This window comes from Paenibacillus sp. FSL H7-0716 (genome assembly GCF_038002705.1).
In the GTDB taxonomy this organism is placed as follows: Bacteria; Bacillota; Bacilli; order Paenibacillales; family Paenibacillaceae; genus Paenibacillus_AQ; species Paenibacillus_AQ odorifer.
In genome coordinates this window covers 1-18000 of record NZ_JBBODA010000020.1, presented here as the reverse complement: position 1 = coordinate 18000, position 18000 = coordinate 1, and the positions used below count along the sequence as shown (strand labels likewise).

The following is an 18000-nucleotide window of genomic DNA, read 5'->3' as shown; positions in this document are numbered from 1 at the left end:
AATATGTGAGTAGATATGCCATAATCATAACTGTTCTTATACATATTTCAAGTGGTTAAATACTTCTTATGTTGGGTGTGGATGAATTTGTTCAAAATTGCAGTATATTTAAAGCCGTACAAAAAAGAAGCGATCATAGGACCGATCTTTAAACTGATGGAAGCGATTCTGGAGCTGATTTTGCCTACCATTGTCGCATTGATCATCAACAACGGGGTTGGCAATCATGACAGCGCCTATGTTTACCGCATGGGTGGCCTAATGGTGCTGATGTCACTGCTTGGCTTCGGCTGCTCCATGGTATGCCAATACTATGCAGCCCGGGCTTCACAGGGATTCGGTACGACACTACGCAATAAGATGTTTAGACATATTACATCTTTGTCGTATGCTGAGCTGGATACCTTAGGTACGCCTACACTGATTAATCGGATTACCAATGACGTAAACCAACTGCAAATCGCTGTGGCTATGCTGATTCGTCTAGTTATTCGTGCTCCGTTTATCTGCATCGGGGCTATCCTAATGTCGATGATTTTGGATTTTAGATTATCGCTGATTCTAATAGCGGCAACACCGGTTTTTGGCATTATTTTATATTTTATTATCACCCGCAGTGCTCCTTTGTACCGAAAATACCAACAGAAGCTGGATGCCCTAGCGCTCGTACTGAGTGAGAATTTGTCGGGGATTCGAGTGATTCGTGCTTTTGCCAAAAGACGTACAGAAAAAGAACGTTTTGATGCCTCATCCGAGGATTTGACTACTACAGCGATCCGGGTTTCACGGATTTCCGCTTTGCTTGGGCCGATGACTACACTTGTAGTAAATGCGGCGATCATAGCTATTTTGTGGGTAGGCGGAATTCATATCGATGGGGGCCGATTGTCTCAAGGGGAGATCATTGCCTTCATCAATTACATCACTCAAATCTTGCTGGCGCTGATAGTGGTCTCTAACTTGGTCATTATTTTTACAAAAGCCTCATCCTCAGCTAATCGTGTAAATGAAGTCTTGGGAGTTAAGGTATCCGTGTCCGAGGAAGGAAATGTTGTGATTGCTGAACCTGATCGTGCTGTCCCTGCTATACAATTCGATCACGTATCCTTTGGGTATAATACGACAGGTGAATCGGCATTAGAGGATATATCTATAGTAATTAATCGCGGAGAGACTGTGGGCCTGATTGGCAGTACGGGTTCAGGTAAGTCTACTTTTGTGAATATGATCCCTCGTTTTTATGATGTGGTGCAAGGTGAAGTGAAAGTGGATGGTGTGAATGTCCGAGATTACAAGCTGCACCAGCTTCGTGAGAAAATAGGGATTGTACCACAAAAAGCTGTGCTGTTTACAGGAACAATCACTGAGAATATACGTTGGGGCAAGGAAGATGCTACTGAGGAAGAAATCATGCAGGCAGCCTCTATTGCTCAAGCGGAGGAGTTTATACGTAAATTACCTGAAGGCTTGAATACGCAAGTATCTCGTGGTGGATTAAATTTATCCGGTGGACAAAAGCAGCGCTTAACCATAGCTCGTGCAGTAGTAGGTAAGCCATCGATTCTTATTCTGGATGACTCCTCCAGTGCGCTGGATTTCTCCACAGATGCGGCACTTCGTAAGGCTCTTAAAGAGAGCAGCCAGGAAATGACCGTGCTCCTTGTCTCGCAGAGGGTAAGCACTGTAAGACAAGCGGATAAAATAATGGTATTTGAGGAAGGGCGGATCGCCGGTGTCGGAACCCATGAGGAGCTGATGCAGGGTTGTGAAGTGTATAAAGAAATCTGCCTGTCCCAGCTATCAAGTGAGGAGTCGGGCCAATGAACAAAAATAACATTTGGAAAAGATTAATTGTATACACAGGGCATTATAAAAAAATAGCTATAGGTGCAGTAGTCTGCGCAATACTCAGTGTGATTGCCAGTCTAATTGGCCCACTGCTTATCGGCAGCGCCATCGATTTTATGATCGGGCCGGGAGAGGTTGATTTTGACGCCGTACTTAGACTGCTTTTAATTCTGGCAGGGGTGTATATTGTCGGCAGCTTTTTCGGATGGCTTCTTACCTACCTGACTAATCGAATTGCCTACCGGACTGTATATGACTTACGGCGGGAGCTTTTTGATAAATTAAATGTTTTGCCGTTAAAATTTCATGATAACCACCCGCAAGGGGACAGCATCAGCCGGTTTGTTAATGACATGGATGCGGTCTCTGATGGACTGCTGCAAGGCTTCTCAACACTGCTCACGGGGATTATCACCATCGTGGGGGCAATTGCACTCATGTTGTACATTAGTCCTTTAATGACCCTAGTTGTTCTTCTGTCAGCACCCGTTACATTTTTTGTGGCAAGATTCATTACGATGCGCTCCCAGAAGATGTTTAAGGAGCAGGCTAAAATTCTGGGCGGTCTCAACGGATACGTGGAGGAAATGATCGGCGGACAAAAAGTGGTCACTGCTTATCATTATGAAGACCGTGCACTGACACAGTTTGAAGAACGAAACGAGACTTTGTACCAGACTGGCGTGAAATCACAATTTTACGGTTCCTTGTCCAATCCGACAACACGGTTAGTAAATAATATTACTTTCTCTGTTATCGCGATGATCGGAAGTGTTATGGTGATTCGCGGGCTTGTGACGGTAGGGGATTTGTCCAGCTTTTTGATCTTCTCCAACTTGTTCGCTAAGCCGTTTAATGAAATTACAGGTGTGATTACGCAGCTTCAATCGGCAACAGCATCAGCGCAGCGGATTTTCGCCATTCTAGACCTATCGCCAGAACCAGCGGATGCAACAGACGCCAAAATTATGAATACAAGCCAAGGAACGATTACCTTTGAGAAAGTATCCTTTGCTTATAATCCTGAACGTCCTCTGATTAATGATTTCAGTCTGGAAGTGAAGCCAGGTACCCGGGTTGCGATTGTAGGGCAGACGGGAGCGGGAAAGACGACGCTGGTTAATCTGCTTATGCGTTTTTATGATGTGGATAGGGGTTCCATCAAGATTGACGGCGTGGATATCAAGACGATTACCCGTGACAGTCTGCGGCGTAATTTCGGGATGGTGTTGCAGGACACTTGGCTGTTTGGCGGCACGATTAGAGAAAATATTGCCTACGGCAAACCTGAGGCTACCCAAGAAGAGGTCATCGCTGCTGCTAAGGCTGCAAATGCTCATAGCTTCATTAAACGCCTGCCTGAGGGATATGATACAAAGATCAGTGGCTCAGGAGATAATTTGTCGCAAGGACAAAAGCAGCTGCTAACCATAGCACGAGTGATGCTCGTAGATCCGCCAATGCTCATTTTGGATGAAGCCACCAGTAGTATTGATACACTGACTGAGGTACGGATTCAGAAGGCTTTTCTAAAAATGATCGCTGGCCGGACCAGCTTTGTAATTGCTCACCGTTTGTCGACGATTCGAGAATCGGATCTCATTCTTTTCATGAAGGACGGAGACATTGTGGAGAGTGGTACGCATGACCAGCTCCTAGCCAGCGGTGGATATTACGCCAGATTATATAACAGTCAGTTCGCATCAGCTTAGACTTTGCATTTAGAAAAAGAGCATTCAATCCCGAATTTGGGGATGAATGCTTTTTTTTGATGAGTGGGTTAGTTTGGCTTAGTTACCTTACCTTACCTTACCTTACCTTACCTTACCTTACCTTACCTTACCTTACCTTACCTTACCTTACCTTACCTTACCCTTGCGGACCGTATTGCAGCTAAATGGTGTTTTTGGCGCCTTTTTTCAAAGTAACGGACTGCATAGCACTTATTCGGCTGATTTTGCAGCTAAAAGGAGCGGATATGGCACAATAGCTGCATCTGAGTCCGAACGGAGTGAAAAAGGGCATGAATTTGCGAAATAAGGGCGCCTCGGTCCGATACGTAGCAATGGCAGCCATCATCAAAGGTAGATTGCTTCTGATCCGGAGTAGAATGCTTAGAAAGTAGTTCGCTTAGTGTTCCCAAGTAGTTAGCTCGCTGTTACCAAAATCGTTTGCTTAGTGTTCCAAAGTTAGCAATCTCATCGTCACCAAAGTAGTTAGCTCATCGTCCCCAAAGTCGTTTGCTTAGCGTACCAAAGTTGCTATCTCATCGTCAGCAAAGTAATTTTTTACCCTTACGGACCGTATTGCAACTAAATTGTGTTTTTGGCGACTTTTTTCGAGGTAACGGACTGCATAGCACTTATTCGGCTGATTTTGCTGTAAAAAGGAGTGGATATGGCACAATAGCTGCATCTGAGTCCGAACGAAGTGAAAAAGGGCATGAATTTGCGAAATAAGGGCGCCTCGGTCCGTTACGTAGCAAGGCAGCCACCACCAAAGGTAGATCGCTTCTGATCCGGAGTAGAATGCTTAGAAAGGAGTTAGCTCAGCGTTCTAAAATAGTTAGCTCATCGTCAGTCTGCTTAGCGTTCAAAAGTAGTTATCTCACCGTCCCCAAAGTAGTTTGTTTGCCCTTACGGACTATGTTGCACTCAATCGTATTTTTATCCCACCCGTTAGAGGTGAAAATCTCAAAATAAAATATTTGAAAACGAATGAACTATCTGGACGGGCTAAACGTATTATAAGAAACGTATATTGAAGACGACGAAGCTACAGTAAATATGGCATATTGAGAGTGTTATGAGATTGGAAGGGGAGTGGCAAGATGTTGACAATCAAACATTTTACCAAGAGCTATAAGGGTGGCAAGAAGGCGGTAAATGATCTGAATTTGGTGGTCGAAAAAGGTGACATCTATGGCTTTATCGGTCATAACGGTGCGGGGAAAACAACAACTATCCGAGCAGTGGTCGGAGTTTTAGATTTTGAGGAGGGGGACATCGAGATTGGTGGGTACTCCATTAAAAAAGACCCTTTAGCCTGCAAAGCGATTACTGCGTACATTCCAGATAATCCGGATTTATACGATCATCTGACGGGCATTCAGTACTTGAATTTTATTGGTGATCTTTTTAGCGTATCGAAAGCGGATCGGGAGTTATTGATAAAGAGATATAGCGATGAATTTGAGATTACCTCTAATCTGGGGGATTTAATCTCCGCGTATTCTCATGGTATGAAACAGAAGCTCGCGATTATCTCCGCGCTTATTCATAAACCGAAGCTGCTGGTTCTGGATGAACCCTTTGTTGGACTTGATCCAAAAGCGGCACACACGCTCAAGAGAATCATGGCGGAGATTTGCAGTCAGGGCAGTGCGATCTTTTTTTCGACGCATGTACTGGATGTGGCCGAGAAGCTCTGCAATAAGATTGCCATTATCAAAGCGGGTGAATTGATCACTCATGGGAAAACAGAAGAGGTGAAGGGTGACAGCAGCCTTGAAGATGTGTTTTTGGAGTTGAATAAACATGATTAATATCTGGAGATTGACGAAAATTCAGCTGATCTCATCCTTTGGGTTAAATAAAGCTTTGCATACACGGGATGTGAAAGAAAGACGAAAAATGCTTTTGCTGAGCATCGGTATCTTAATAGGGATTGTCATGATGGCAGTGGTTTCGTTTGGATATAGCTTCATGATAGCAGAGACCCTTGAACAGATAGGCCGGCCAGAGCTGCTGCTTGCGATTATGATGGCTGTTACTTGCTTAATTGGATTTTTTACAACGATCTATAAGGCGAGTGGGGTATTATTTGGCTCCAAAGATTACGATCTCGTAATGTCGTTGCCTATCAAAACGAGCCATATCGTAGCAAGCCGTGTAGTTCAGCTCTACGTGCTGAATATACTGTTCTCATTGATGGTGATGGTGCCAGCAGGTGTAGTTTATGCTATAAAGGTAAATCCGGCAGTAGTGTATTATTTATTTTTCATGATAACGCTGCTATTTATCCCATTAGTGCCGATCATTGCTGCAACGATTATAGGGGCATTGATTAGTTGGATTTCCTCACGTTTTAAAGGAAGTCGTTTAATAAGTCTGATTCTGACTTTTGCCGTAATCATTGTTATTATTTTGGGCTCAGGCCAAATAAATGGGAATGACCCGCAGTTGCTTGCGGATATGAGCACACAAATTGCCGATCAAATCTTCAACTTATATCCTTTGACGGTCATGTATGTAGATGCTGTCTGCTCGTATCAGGTAGCTCCTTTATTATTATTTATAGGGATATCGTTACTTTCTTTTATGTTGTTTACCCTTATTCTCGGCAGCAAATATAAAGCAATACACACAGGTCTTACGACTTCTTACTCAAAGAATAAGTATCAAATGAGGTCACTTGCAGTCTCTTCACCGCTTTACACATTGTATAAAAAAGAGCTGCGCCGCTATTTTAGTTCTTCTATATATGTGCTAAATACGAGTATTGGAATGGTTATGTTACTTGTTTTGGCGATTACCTTACTGTTTGTTAGCTCAGAGCAATTAGGACAAATTATGGAAATACCAGAACTCTCTAACTATCTAAGCAGATTGGCGCCATTATTTGTTTCCCTCTTTGTTGCATTAAGCTGTACGACCTCGAGTTCGATTTCGCTTGAAGGTAACCATATTTGGATTTTAAAAAGCGCCCCCGTTCCGACAAAAACCATATTATTAAGTAAAATCGCAGTGAATCTCACCATTACAGTACCGATTGTGATTGTTAGTAGTGTGCTTCTTATGATTTCTCTGGGCACAGGCTGGATGGAGAGCTTGTTATTGCTAATAATCCCTGTCCTATACGCTTGTCTTACCGCAATGGTAGGTGTGATCGTTAACTTGAAGCTTCCTAAACTGGAGTGGACCAATGAAGTCTCTGTAATTAAACAAAGTGCTTCGGTCCTTGTGGCTATGATTATAGGGTTCATAAGCTTGCTAATTCCATTTGGTTTGAGTTTTCTTTTATCTGATCTAAATGGTAATCTCGTTATGTTAGGCATTGGTGTGGTGATATTAGTGGCCTGTGGAGTGATGTATAGATACATCCAGTCCAAAGGAGAACTTTTATTTCGGTCTCTTTAAAAAAAGGGCATTCCAAAAGCCGAAATCGGCTGCTGGGATGCCCTTTTTTTGTGCCAAGATTTATTTTCGTGAAAAATCCCCTATGTTCTGTTGTCGCTCTTGTTATTCTTTTTGCTCTTCTCGTTCTTGTCGCTCATTAGCTAACTGTTCAATTCCACTCACCATTATTTTTAGACCTGTATAGAACATCTTATCGGAGCCAATTTCATTAAAGATATTGTTTTCGTGCATTCGTTTTATAACATTAGGTCCATCCCCGGATAAGTGCTCAAGCGATTGTTTAAATACCTCTCTAGCATCTCCATTAGGTTCATTTTTCATGGCTAAGTCAATTCGATCCTGCTCATATTTGTCCAATTCGAAAGAGATTACATAGTTTAACACGCACGCAATTAAGGAGAATTTGTCACTATCACTTAAAGGAAGATGATCCACGATCTGAAGCAAAGTATTCAGTAAAGATAGATAATTAGGTTCAGAAGGCAAGGTTCGCATCATCAGCTGAGCCGAGCAAGGATACTTATGTAAAACCCCGCGGATTCGGTCCACAAAATTAAATAACTGTTCTTGCCAAGTACCTTCGAGATTCGCAGTTTCGAGGGCTTCTTTGGCGATCTCATTAGCCAGTGTCTGGAAAATACTCTGTTTACTCTTAAAATGCCAATAGAGAGAGGCGGCTTGTATATTTAATAGTTCTGCTAATTTACGCATACTAAATGCCTCTATGCCGATATCATCCAACAGCTCCCAAGAAGCTTTTATTATATCTTGTTCAGTAATTTGCAGATTTTTGATTCTCATCGAAACGACCTCCTGTTACTGTCTTTCTTTATCATAAGCGAAGATGGATGGCTGGTCTACCATCGTTAGATTAATGGTTTATCTTACACCGTTAGATATTTTTATTTACAAGCAAATAAACGGGTGCTATATTAATCTTACACTGTTAGTTTAAGGGTGTGATTTTTTTAAAAAAGGAGGCAGCAGTTAGCAATTTATTAGTAAAAATTAAAAAGGATGTGTATAGACCCATGAGTAATCTACAAGTGAAACAATCCCAACCAGTCACCAAAGAATTTTCTATAAAAGCAATACTTCCCATAATACTGGCACTTATAACAGGAATGCTGCTGGTTATGCTCGACAGTACAATTATGAATGTAGCGATCCCGCAGCTTGAAAAAACCTTTGATGCCAGCCTAAAAACAATACAGTGGGCCATTACGGGTTATACGCTGGCTTTATCCGTAATTATCCCATTGGCCGGTTGGTTCTCGGATAAGTTTACTGCCAAACGTGTTTTTTTAGTTTCGATCGTATTGTTTACCATAGGTTCTTTATTATGCTCAATGGCACAATCCACAACAGAGCTGATAATCTTTCGTATTTTGCAGGGATTAGGCGGAGGGATGATTGCTCCAATTGGTATGGCTATGTCATTCAAAATCGCACCTCCCGATAAAAGAGGTTCAATCATGGGATTGCTTGGACTACCGATGTTAATTGCGCCTGTTCTTGGTCCTGTACTATCAGGATGGCTGTTGGAATATGCAAGCTGGCACTGGATTTTTCTGATTAATGTTCCCATTGGTATTATTGCAATGATTGTTGGAGTGAAATTTCTTCCGGTAATAGAGAAGGGGAATAAAGCTAAATTGGATATTTGGGGTGTGATTTTATCACCACTCGCTTTCTCCAGCTTGGTATTTGGAGTGCATAGAGGGGGAGTGGACGGCTGGGGGGATCGTATAACGATTATAACTCTTGCGTTCAGCTTCATTGCTTTAGCCTTGTTTATTTTCGTGGAATTGCGCCAAAAAGAACCGTTATTGGAACTTCGCTCTTTTCGATCTCTAGAATTTAGTAAAGGTATGATTTTGACCTGGATTAATCAGTTCGCCTTATTTGGTTCGATTCTGTTAATTCCAATTTTTTTGCAGCAGGTCAGAGGTTTTTCTTCCTTTGAATCGGGACTTTTAGTTATTCCCCAAGCTTTAATATCCTTTGCTGGCATGATTATTGGAGGAAAATTATTTGATAAGTACGGAGCTCGGCCCGTTGTGTTCTCTGGACTTGTGCTGCTGTCCTCCGGACTCTTTCTCTTGTCACGTTTACAAAATGATACAAGTGTATACGTTATGATCAGTTATTTTGCCATTATGGGACTTGGCCAAGGATTAACTACTATGCAGCTCGGTACACATGTGCTTAAGGCCGCTCCGAAGGATTTGATCAGCCGTGTGACCCCGCTTACTGCCTCTGCACAACAAATTGTGGGTTCCTTTGCTGTCGCTATAATGTCGGGGTTATTGACTTCCAATATAGCTGCTCATATGAGTCAAGGGAATCAGAAGCTACCTTCTGCGGCTTTGGTTGCAGGATTCCACGACACGTTCCTAGTTTCATTGGGCTTGGCGCTGTGTGGTGTAGTTCTTAGTCTCTTTTTGCGTAATCCGAAGAACTGATCCTATCGTACTCTACCAATATTTTAGCGATGTTTATGGATTGTATCCTTGGTATAATTCAAAGATTGATAACCAAGGGGGAATCTCTTAGCCCGTGAAAAATATATTTGCTAGATTTACTATAGTAACCCTCGCTGTCGTGCTATCCGCCGGAGTATTTATTCAGCATATATCGGCCGATAACGGGGTTCCTTTTAACGATATAAACACTAGTTATGCAAAAAAAGAAATCATAGATTTATATAACCGGAATATATTAACTGGCACCTCGAATACTAAATTTTCACCTACTCAATCGATTACTAGAGCTGAATTTATTACCGTTCTTGATCGTCTGTTGAAGCTTGATCCAGCGTTGAGTCCGGTATCTCCTTATACCGACGTAGCCAAAAGTGCTTGGTATTACGGCTGGATACAGGCCGCGGTTCAGCTTGAACTGGCAAACGGCACTTCGGCAACTACTTTTGCACCCGCAAAAGCAGTCACCCGGCAGGAAGCGGCTGTGTGGATGAGCAAAGCTCTAAAGCAGACAAACACTGCAGCTACGGAACAAACTAATTTTAAGGATCGGCAACAAATTGCTAGCTGGGCAAGTGCTGCTGTAGCAAAGGTTAATGATCGCGGATTAATGAAGGGCGATAATAGCGGAAATTTTCGACCCGCGGACCCGATAACCAGGCAAGAGACGGCAGTGCTGATGGATCGGGTGCTGCAACATACAAGCTGGGCGGCAGAGCTGGAAAGTGATCCGGACAAACGTATTGTTATAGGTTGGCAGTATGGTCTCACGACGGCACAATTTGAGAATCATGTTCTGCAATCGAACGTCAATACATTATCACCACGGTGGTATTATGTTGGAAAAACAGGGGCAGTAACGGATTCGACAGATGCCTCGCTGGTAACTTGGGCAAAAAAGAATAAAAAGCAAGTCTGGGCGATGGTTGGCAATCGATCGGATCAAAAAGCGACGCATCAGATGCTGTTGAGTACAACCGCAAGGAATACGGCAGTTAATCAGTTAGCTGCTTTAGTGAGTAAATATGGATTAGATGGACTAAATATAGATTTTGAAAATGTAGCGGCCGAAGATCGTGTTTATTTGACTTCGTTTATTTCTTTATTAGCCGAGAAAATGCGTTCGCTCGATGTTATCCTGTCGCTGGATGTATCCCCTGATCTTGGAACGGATTGGACAGAAGCTTTTGACTATGCTGCCCTCGGCAAGCAAGTGAATTATATGGTGATGATGGGTTATGATGAGCATTATGACGGGAGTCAAGTTCCGGGGTCCAATGCCTCGCTTTCTTATGATCAAAGGGCTGTGAATACAATCCTAAAATTTGTACCTAGTCAAAAAGTTATATTGGCATTGCCCTTATATAATCGGGATTGGACATTGAACCAGAAGGGAACGGTTTTATCCTCTCAATATATTACGCTTCCGGAGCAAAATCAGATTATCAGCAGCTATGCATCGAGACCCGTGTGGAATCCTTCGCTGGGACAATATGTCGCGAACTACTCGAAACAAGCTATAAAACATACGATCTGGATTGAGGATGGGCGTTCATTAATAACTAAATACAACTTAGCGGTTACTAAAAAACTAGCTGGAGTAGCTTATTGGTATATAGGCGGAGAAAGTTCTGATGTATGGTCTAGCTTAAGAAACGCAGAGAAATTTTATGACTATACTTTTTAAAAATATGAAAGACTGGATGCGAATAGCCGCTTAGCTATATTGCTGTCCAGTCTTTTTATTGGGTTACGAAGGGATAACTGGTAGTATTAGATTGATTAAATCAGCCTCGCGTTACGTATTTTTTGAAGTTTTTCACTTTTAGAACTTTAACATTTTGAGCTAGAAGTTTCTTGTCGCTAACGACCCATGTGTGATCTTTGGAGTTTTTTCTACGAATCGCAGCGAAGTTATACTTATTTCCTGCATAGATCTTAAAGCCCTGTGCAGCGCAATCCGCACAAAACTTAACACATTCACCTTTATTCCAATCTGGAAAAGAAATCTGCTGGAAGACATTTCGTTTTACGAGTAGGGTGGCACCCTGAACATTGGTTACATATTTATTTTCCATATGAAGATAACGAAGCAAGAGTAGCTTCTTATCATTTAAATACATATAGTGAGCTCGTTTTCCAACGATATCAGCTTTAGTTTTATGGAGGATGTTCATACTATCCGTTAAATAGTTGGCAGAGTAATAATCGTCGTCATCAAATTTAGCGATACAGCTATAATTCGCTAAGTGCACACCAAAATTCAGACAAAACCCGAGTGAACGATATTCTGGTAGTTTATAGATCCGTACGTTTTTATGTTTTTTTGCAGCATGTATATAGTCTTCTATTTTCAAGCTATCATTATTAATGATCACGATAAGCTCTTTAGATTTGAAATTCTGTCGTTGATAGTTATCAAATATTGTTTTAATACAATCCATTCGGTTTGTACAAGTTAGAATAGACACAGCAGATGAAGTAGATTCAGCAGTTAATTTCATAACGAAATCTTTGGACGGCGTCCAACAAAATTCCTGTAGTTTTTAATATTCCGGATGATCTTGTGGTTAGCTATTAACGTACTATCACTGATAATCCATGTATGTTTTGAAGAGTTTTTTCTACGTATGGCAACGAAGTTATTTTTACTCGCAGAATAAACCTTATAACCTTTCTTTTTGCTTCTGCTGCAAAAGAGGTCATCCTCACCTACGTTTTTATTAGGAAATTTCACATGATCGAATACTTTTCGTTTGAAGACGAGCGTAGCGCCAGGGAGATGGGTAACCGTCCGGTGTTCATCATTTGCGAAACGAAGAATCAAAGTCTTTGAACCTAGTAAATACATATAGTGAGCCCGTTTTCCGAGGATATCAGCTTTAGTTCTTTTTAAGGTCAGAATACTTTCCGTCAAATAATGAGGGGCATAATAATCGTCGTCATCAAATTTGGCGATGGTATGATATTTGCATTTTGTTACGGCATAGTTTAAGCATGAACCAAGAGATTGCTGTTCAGGCTTACGAAATATCTTAATATTTTTGTGTTTTTTAGCTAAGGTTTGGTAGGGGGATAGTGGAATTTTATTATTATTGATAATAATGATAAGTTCTTTATTGGCATGTTTTTGTCTGCTGTAATTTTGAAATAGGTTGTTTAAATAATTATGGCGATTGGTACAGGTAATAATGGAAATACCTTGTTGGTTCGCCTTGTAGTGAGGTACAGCACTCATTTAACCAACCCCTCATATGCATTTTTGGGAAAAGTCTCATAATACGATATGTCCAAGTTAGGATAGAGTAACGGCATATCAACCTCTTAAAAGCAAAAATGGACTTGTTTAAAAAACACAAAACCCACAGTGATAGCTGTGGGTTTTGTAAGAGAGACACATCATATGAAATGCTTTGGAGGTTTGTTCAGAAATAAGATTCAATGATGGAAACGCCATTCTCGATTCTCGCCTTACTCTGCGTTAAATAATCTTTGGTCCAATCATCTAGGTTAGACATATCAAAACTCCGGTACATCCCCGTATAAACAATAATCTCTCTTAATCGAAGAAAAAGAGGAATTAACTTCAGCTCATTTTCTGAAATCCTGTTCTCTTTAACGTAGCCTTTTAGAAAATGCTCCATAAAACGCTGACATTGAAGCTGCCTGTCCTCCATACTATCATCCCCGTAAACGTAGACTAGATAATACAGTTGAATGGCGATATCTTCTACAAACCAGCTGTACTGAGCTTCATCAAAATCAAACAAAGTCAGCTTACCATTGTCGACCAAAAAGTTGCCTACATTGATATCCCCATGGATGAGACCATAGGTATTTATATCAGCGTCGAGATGCTTTAGCCGATCCATAAGCGCCTTACAGCTTTCTAAAACGCCACTTTGGGATGGAGGAATAAACTTCGTTACATTCTGCAGGTAGTAGTTCTGATGCCACGCATGTCTTTTGGACTGTGGTTTATAAGATTTTGCTAATCTGTGCATTTGTCCAGTGATCATGCCACACTGCTCATAGAGGTCTAGATCCTTCAGGCAGTCTGGGTAACCTATTCGTTTCCCTTGTGCTTTTTCAAAGGAAGATACCCTAAAGCATGAGTCACCAATCTCTATTTGCTCAACTAGATTACCCAGAAGAGAACCTACGGGTCTTGATACGGAAACGCCATGATCTGCTATGTATAGAATCCATTCAAGTTCAGCCGTTAACAATTCCATACTGCGCAGCGAGTTATGAGTAAATCTTAGAATATATTGATGATTGCTAAGTTGGTATTCATAAACAAAATTTTGAAATCCGCCAATGAACGTTAGCTCATCTATGGGGATACCATATTTCGTACAGGCGGCACTTACAATCTGGTCATTAAATAAGGACTTAATCTTTTGTTCCAAGGGTTCTACTCCGTTCTACATTACAATGATTTTATCGAAATCGTTCTGGAGCTTTCCTGGACTTCAATAAGCAGCGGCCGTTCTTGTGGGTTGAGATTTGGGGCATGAATGGCCAGCATAAGTCTGCCCGTCAAATCACGAAACAACATTCCATGTCCGCCATCTTTGGCATAAAGAGGCTCAGGATCATGTAGCCAAGGTCCACTAATGTCACCGCTGACGGATCGGGCTAAACCCATGGCATAACCACTAGCTCCACTGCTAGACCACAACATAAGCAGCTCACCACTGCTAGTCTGATGCATAAAAGGCCCGTCAGTTACGTATTGCCCTTCTTTGCCACCTAACGTCCAAGGAGCTTGTGAAGCCTGGAAAAGCAGCACGGGTTCACCAATACTAGCACTTAAATCCTCCTTCAGCCGAACGCCATACATTTCTCCATCCGTCACTTCAATCCATTCACGACAAAAGATCATCCAAGGTTTGTCTTCTTTATCTACATATAACGTTCCGTCAAGGCATTCCCAAGAAGCAGGGGTAATTGGATGATTGCTGATAGGGAGATAAGGACCCTCAGGGGTTTCCGCGCTTAATATTTGTGTCCCCCGTGGAACGCCATGTCTTTTAAAAGAAGCGAACATATAATATTTTCCGTTGTAGCGGTGAACCTCTGGTGCCCAGAAATGATGATCAGCCCAAAAATCAGCATCTGGACGAAAGGCAGCAATGGGTCCGGACCATTCCTGAAGATCTGAGCTGATATATACATCGAAGCCGTGAGGTGTGCCACTCCAAGCTGTTAGGCCATCTGTGCCAAATAAATAGTATTGTCCAAGTTCGGGAACAGATAGGATATAGGGATCTCTAAAGTTAATATCAGATAATGTTTTCATTAAGGTGCCCCCAATTTACAAGCTATCATCTGCTTAATTTTACAATATCTTCATTAGGCTTGGAAGCGTTACTTCATTTGCTCCCCTTGTAGCAAACGTATTTTCATTACGCCTGGTGTACAGCCGTAGTTTTTTCGGAAGACACGTATAAAATAATTAGTCTCCATGCCTAGCTGAAGCGCAATATCTTGAACGGGGATCTCCATATCCTCCGTCATTAATTGCAGCGCCCGCTCCAGCCGCAGATTCTGCAAATACTTATGCGGAGTGACCCCATATTCCTGCACGAATAAACGCTGGAAATGCTGCACGGAGTAGCCGACTGCTGCTGCAAGATTGGAGATCAGAAGCGGTTCTGTGTAATGCTCGTTGATCAGCCCGACGGCTGTAGTTAAGGCTTCATTTCGGACCGACTCGAAGGCTAGACGATTACCGGAGCCTTCTGAACTCTTGGCAGGGCGCAGCATTAAGAGCAGTCTATAGAGCGTGATAGACAACTCCTGCATCCACATCTCGTCCTGTCGATTGGGGGCAGGAGAATTCACCGTATGCCAGATTTGGCCGATTTCTTCCCAGCATTGTTCAAAACGATCCGTTCGATAAGGAACAGAAGGGAGCAGTTCAAGCGCTTCCAGCAATCCATGAGCTTGACTGCCTTGAAAGCCGATAAAGCCAACATGCCACGGTTCATGAGAGGTAGGATAATATTCATGACCACGATCTGGCGGGAAGGCAAAAGCCATCCCCGGTTCCAGTATGATTTCTGTACCACTTTCCAGATCACGAAATAACCCGGTCCCGGTCCGGATCAAAAAGATTTGATACACAGGAAATCCTGCTGGGCGCACATGATGGAATTGGATATGACGACCTACAGAGTAGGGGGATAGGGGCAACGTTCCAGAGTCGCGTGGTAATTCAATCAGAGAAAAAGGCAGCAGGTTAATCACCTCATCTTCATTTTGTGCTATCACTTCGAGACTATATTCCTACTGATTGAAATGACTTTTCTTATATTATAAATAGTATAAATGATGATTCCTGTATTAGATAGCATAAGTATCTAGCCTATCATCAGAGAATAGTCCCATTCTATAAATGGGCAGAATTGAGAGGATGATCATACACAATGAATAAAAAACATTCCCCGATAAGCAGTAAAGCTGGAGTCATGCTGCACGGTGCTGATTATAATCCTGAACAATGGCTTAAATATCCGGAAGTATTGCGTGAGGATATCCGGTTAATGAAGCTGGCGGGCTGCAATGTCATGTCCGTAGGCATTTTCTCGTGGGTATCTCTTGAACCTGAAGAGGGTATGTTCACTTTCGAATGGTTGGATGGTGTACTTGATTCTTTTGCGGAGAATGGGATTTACGCTATCTTGGCAACGCCAAGTGGTGCCCGCCCAGCGTGGATGTCGCAAAAATATCCAGAAGTCTTAAGAGTGGAGCGTAACCGTGTTCACAATTTGCATGGTTTCCGTCATAACCATTGCTTTACCTCACCAGTGTACCGTGAGAAAACTGCAATTCTGAACGCAAAGCTAGCGGAACGGTACAGCCAGCATCCAGCCATTATCGGTTGGCATATTTCGAATGAGTTCGGTGGGGAGTGTCACTGCGAGCTCTGCCAGGATGCTTTTAGAGAATGGCTGAAGGTGAAATATAATAACAGTTTGGATAAGGTGAATCATGCTTGGTGGGCTACTTTTTGGAGTCATACCTACACTTCATGGTCACAGATTGAATCCCCAGCTCCACATGGTGAGACACAAGTACACGGCTTGAATCTTGACTGGCGGCGTTTTGTTAGTGAACGGACGATTGATTTCTGCCAGCACGAGATCAATACGGTTCGTCCTTACAATCCAGAGCTGCCTATCACGACGAATATGCATATGATCGATGGCATTGATTACCGCGAGCTGGCCAAAATCCTGGATGTGGTCTCATGGGACGCTTATCCAGACTGGCATTATACCGAAGATGGTGACGATACTAGATTGGCTGCATGGACGGCGATGCACTACGACTTAATGCGTTCATTTAAAAAGAAACCGTTCCTGCTGATGGAAAGCACGCCATCCCTTACGAACTGGCAATCGGTCAGTAAGCTGAAACGTCCAGGTATGCACAAGCTGTCTTCCTTGCAAGCGGTAGCGCATGGTTCGGATTCTGTGCAGTATTTCCAATGGCGCAAAAGCCGCGGATCAAGTGAGAAGTTCCACGGGGCAGTTGTAGACCACAGTGGCCACTCCGAGACTCGAGTATTCCAAGATGTAGCGGAAGTAGGGAAGACGCTGGCGGGAATGACGGAAGTAGTGGGTACGTCCACTCCGGCGCAGACGGCGATTATTTTCGATTGGGACAACCGCTGGGCGATAAAGGATGCGCAAGGCATCCGTAATTCCGGATTACATTATGAGGAGACGGTGCTACAGCATTATCGTGCACTTTGGGAGCTGGGCATTCCAGTTGATATTATAGGCTCTGGAGATGATCTGTCTGCTTACAAGCTGATTGTTGCCCCTATGTTATATCTGATTAGTGAAGAGAATGGAAAGCGTATCGAGAAATATGTGGAGCAAGGCGGCACATTCCTCGCAACCTATTGGTCAGGAGTAGTTAACGAAACGGATTTATGTCATCTGGGAGGATTCCCTGGTCCACTGCGCAGAACACTGGGGATTTGGGCAGAGGAGACTGAAGGGCTGCACAGCCGTGATCTGAACGGGTTAGTGATGGAGGCAGGTAATAAACTTAAGCTAAGCGGTGACTACGATGCGCATGAGATTGCCGAACTGATTCATTTGGAAGGTGCAGAGGCTTTGGGGCATTATCGCAACGATTTCTATGCGGGCCGTCCAGCGCTTACAGTCAATCGTTTTGGTGAAGGAAATGCGTACCATCTTGCTACCCGTGTGAAAGACGCTTCGTTCTATGTTGAGCTATACGCAGCGATCACATCTAAGGCAGGAATTACCCGTGCGATGGAGCGTGAGCTCCCAGCAGGGGTGACTGCACAACTTCGCACAGATGGCGAAAGTGATTATGTTTTTGTGCAAAATTTCAGCGGCAGTCCGCAAACGGTAGAGCTGGATGGAGCGGAATACACAGACTTGGAAACAGGTCTTTCAGCTCCGGCCCTATTGAATCTAGCGGTGAATGGACTTGCGATGTTGAAGCGTAAAGCATTAGTATAATAAAAAGGCAGGACCTGAGTT

13 protein-coding genes are annotated in these 18000 nt (G+C 42.8%); 7 read left to right on the top strand and 6 right to left on the bottom strand.

From position 1 onward, the window contains the following. Positions 1 to 87: 87 nt before the first annotated feature. The 4 genes from MHH60_RS22005 to MHH60_RS21990 all read left to right on the top strand — a co-directional run bounded on the left by MHH60_RS22005 (position 88) and on the right by MHH60_RS21990 (position 6986). Entirely contained in the window at positions 88 to 1824 is a 1737-nt protein-coding gene (locus MHH60_RS22005; RefSeq protein ID WP_076136476.1) for an ABC transporter ATP-binding protein, read from the top strand. Next, entirely contained in the window at positions 1821 to 3560 is a 1740-nt protein-coding gene (locus tag MHH60_RS22000) for an ABC transporter ATP-binding protein (protein ID WP_076136451.1), read from the top strand. Before MHH60_RS22005 ends, MHH60_RS22000 begins: the two co-directional genes overlap by 4 nt. 1118 nt (positions 3561 to 4678) lie before the next feature. Further along, complete coding sequence (locus MHH60_RS21995) at positions 4679 to 5392, top strand: ABC transporter ATP-binding protein (RefSeq protein WP_076136453.1); 714 nt, start codon at positions 4679 to 4681, stop codon at positions 5390 to 5392. Beyond that, positions 5385 to 6986 (top strand): hypothetical protein, encoded by a 1602-nt coding sequence (locus tag MHH60_RS21990; RefSeq protein ID WP_076136454.1) that lies wholly within the window; start codon positions 5385 to 5387, stop codon positions 6984 to 6986. Before MHH60_RS21995 ends, MHH60_RS21990 begins: the two co-directional genes overlap by 8 nt. 102 nt (positions 6987 to 7088) lie before the next feature. Here the strand turns inward: MHH60_RS21990 and MHH60_RS21985 are convergent, their stop codons facing one another. Then, entirely contained in the window at positions 7089 to 7787 is a 699-nt protein-coding gene (locus tag MHH60_RS21985; protein WP_076136456.1) for a TetR/AcrR family transcriptional regulator, read from the bottom strand. 230 nt (positions 7788 to 8017) lie between these two features. On the opposite strand from MHH60_RS21985, the gene MHH60_RS21980 reads away from it, so the two are divergent. Both MHH60_RS21980 and MHH60_RS21975 read left to right on the top strand, forming a co-directional pair. After that, the gene (locus MHH60_RS21980; protein WP_076136457.1) at positions 8018 to 9451 is read left to right on the top strand and encodes an MDR family MFS transporter; all 1434 of its coding nucleotides are present in this window, start codon (positions 8018 to 8020) and stop codon (positions 9449 to 9451) included. Positions 9452 to 9545: 94 nt separating this feature from the next. After that, positions 9546 to 11156, top strand: a complete 1611-nt coding sequence (locus MHH60_RS21975) for an S-layer homology domain-containing protein (RefSeq protein WP_081389051.1) — start codon at positions 9546 to 9548, stop codon at positions 11154 to 11156. A 100-nt stretch (positions 11157 to 11256) separates the two neighbouring features. Here the strand turns inward: MHH60_RS21975 and MHH60_RS21970 are convergent, their stop codons facing one another. The 5 genes from MHH60_RS21970 to MHH60_RS21950 all read right to left on the bottom strand — a co-directional run bounded on the left by MHH60_RS21970 (position 11257) and on the right by MHH60_RS21950 (position 15748). Beyond that, the gene (locus MHH60_RS21970) at positions 11257 to 11973 is read right to left on the bottom strand and encodes a glycosyltransferase family 2 protein (RefSeq protein WP_076136459.1); all 717 of its coding nucleotides are present in this window, start codon (positions 11971 to 11973) and stop codon (positions 11257 to 11259) included. Continuing rightward, entirely contained in the window at positions 11970 to 12707 is a 738-nt protein-coding gene (locus tag MHH60_RS21965; protein WP_076136461.1) for a glycosyltransferase, read from the bottom strand. Before MHH60_RS21965 ends, MHH60_RS21970 begins: the two co-directional genes overlap by 4 nt. 187 nt (positions 12708 to 12894) lie before the next feature. After that, positions 12895 to 13881: a phosphotransferase enzyme family protein gene (locus MHH60_RS21960; RefSeq protein ID WP_076136463.1), complete on the bottom strand. Its 987-nt coding sequence runs from the start codon at positions 13879 to 13881 to the stop codon at positions 12895 to 12897. Positions 13882 to 13901: 20 nt separating this feature from the next. Next, positions 13902 to 14774: a glycoside hydrolase family 43 protein gene (locus MHH60_RS21955; RefSeq protein ID WP_076136465.1), complete on the bottom strand. Its 873-nt coding sequence runs from the start codon at positions 14772 to 14774 to the stop codon at positions 13902 to 13904. A 68-nt stretch (positions 14775 to 14842) separates the two neighbouring features. Continuing rightward, complete coding sequence (locus tag MHH60_RS21950; protein ID WP_256715162.1) at positions 14843 to 15748, bottom strand: helix-turn-helix transcriptional regulator; 906 nt, start codon at positions 15746 to 15748, stop codon at positions 14843 to 14845. Positions 15749 to 15903: 155 nt separating this feature from the next. Between MHH60_RS21950 and MHH60_RS21945 the strand changes: the two genes are divergently transcribed. Then, on the top strand, positions 15904 to 17979 hold the full coding sequence (locus MHH60_RS21945; RefSeq protein ID WP_076136467.1) for a beta-galactosidase: 2076 nt from the start codon (positions 15904 to 15906) through the stop codon (positions 17977 to 17979). Positions 17980 to 18000: the final 21 nt, after the last annotated feature.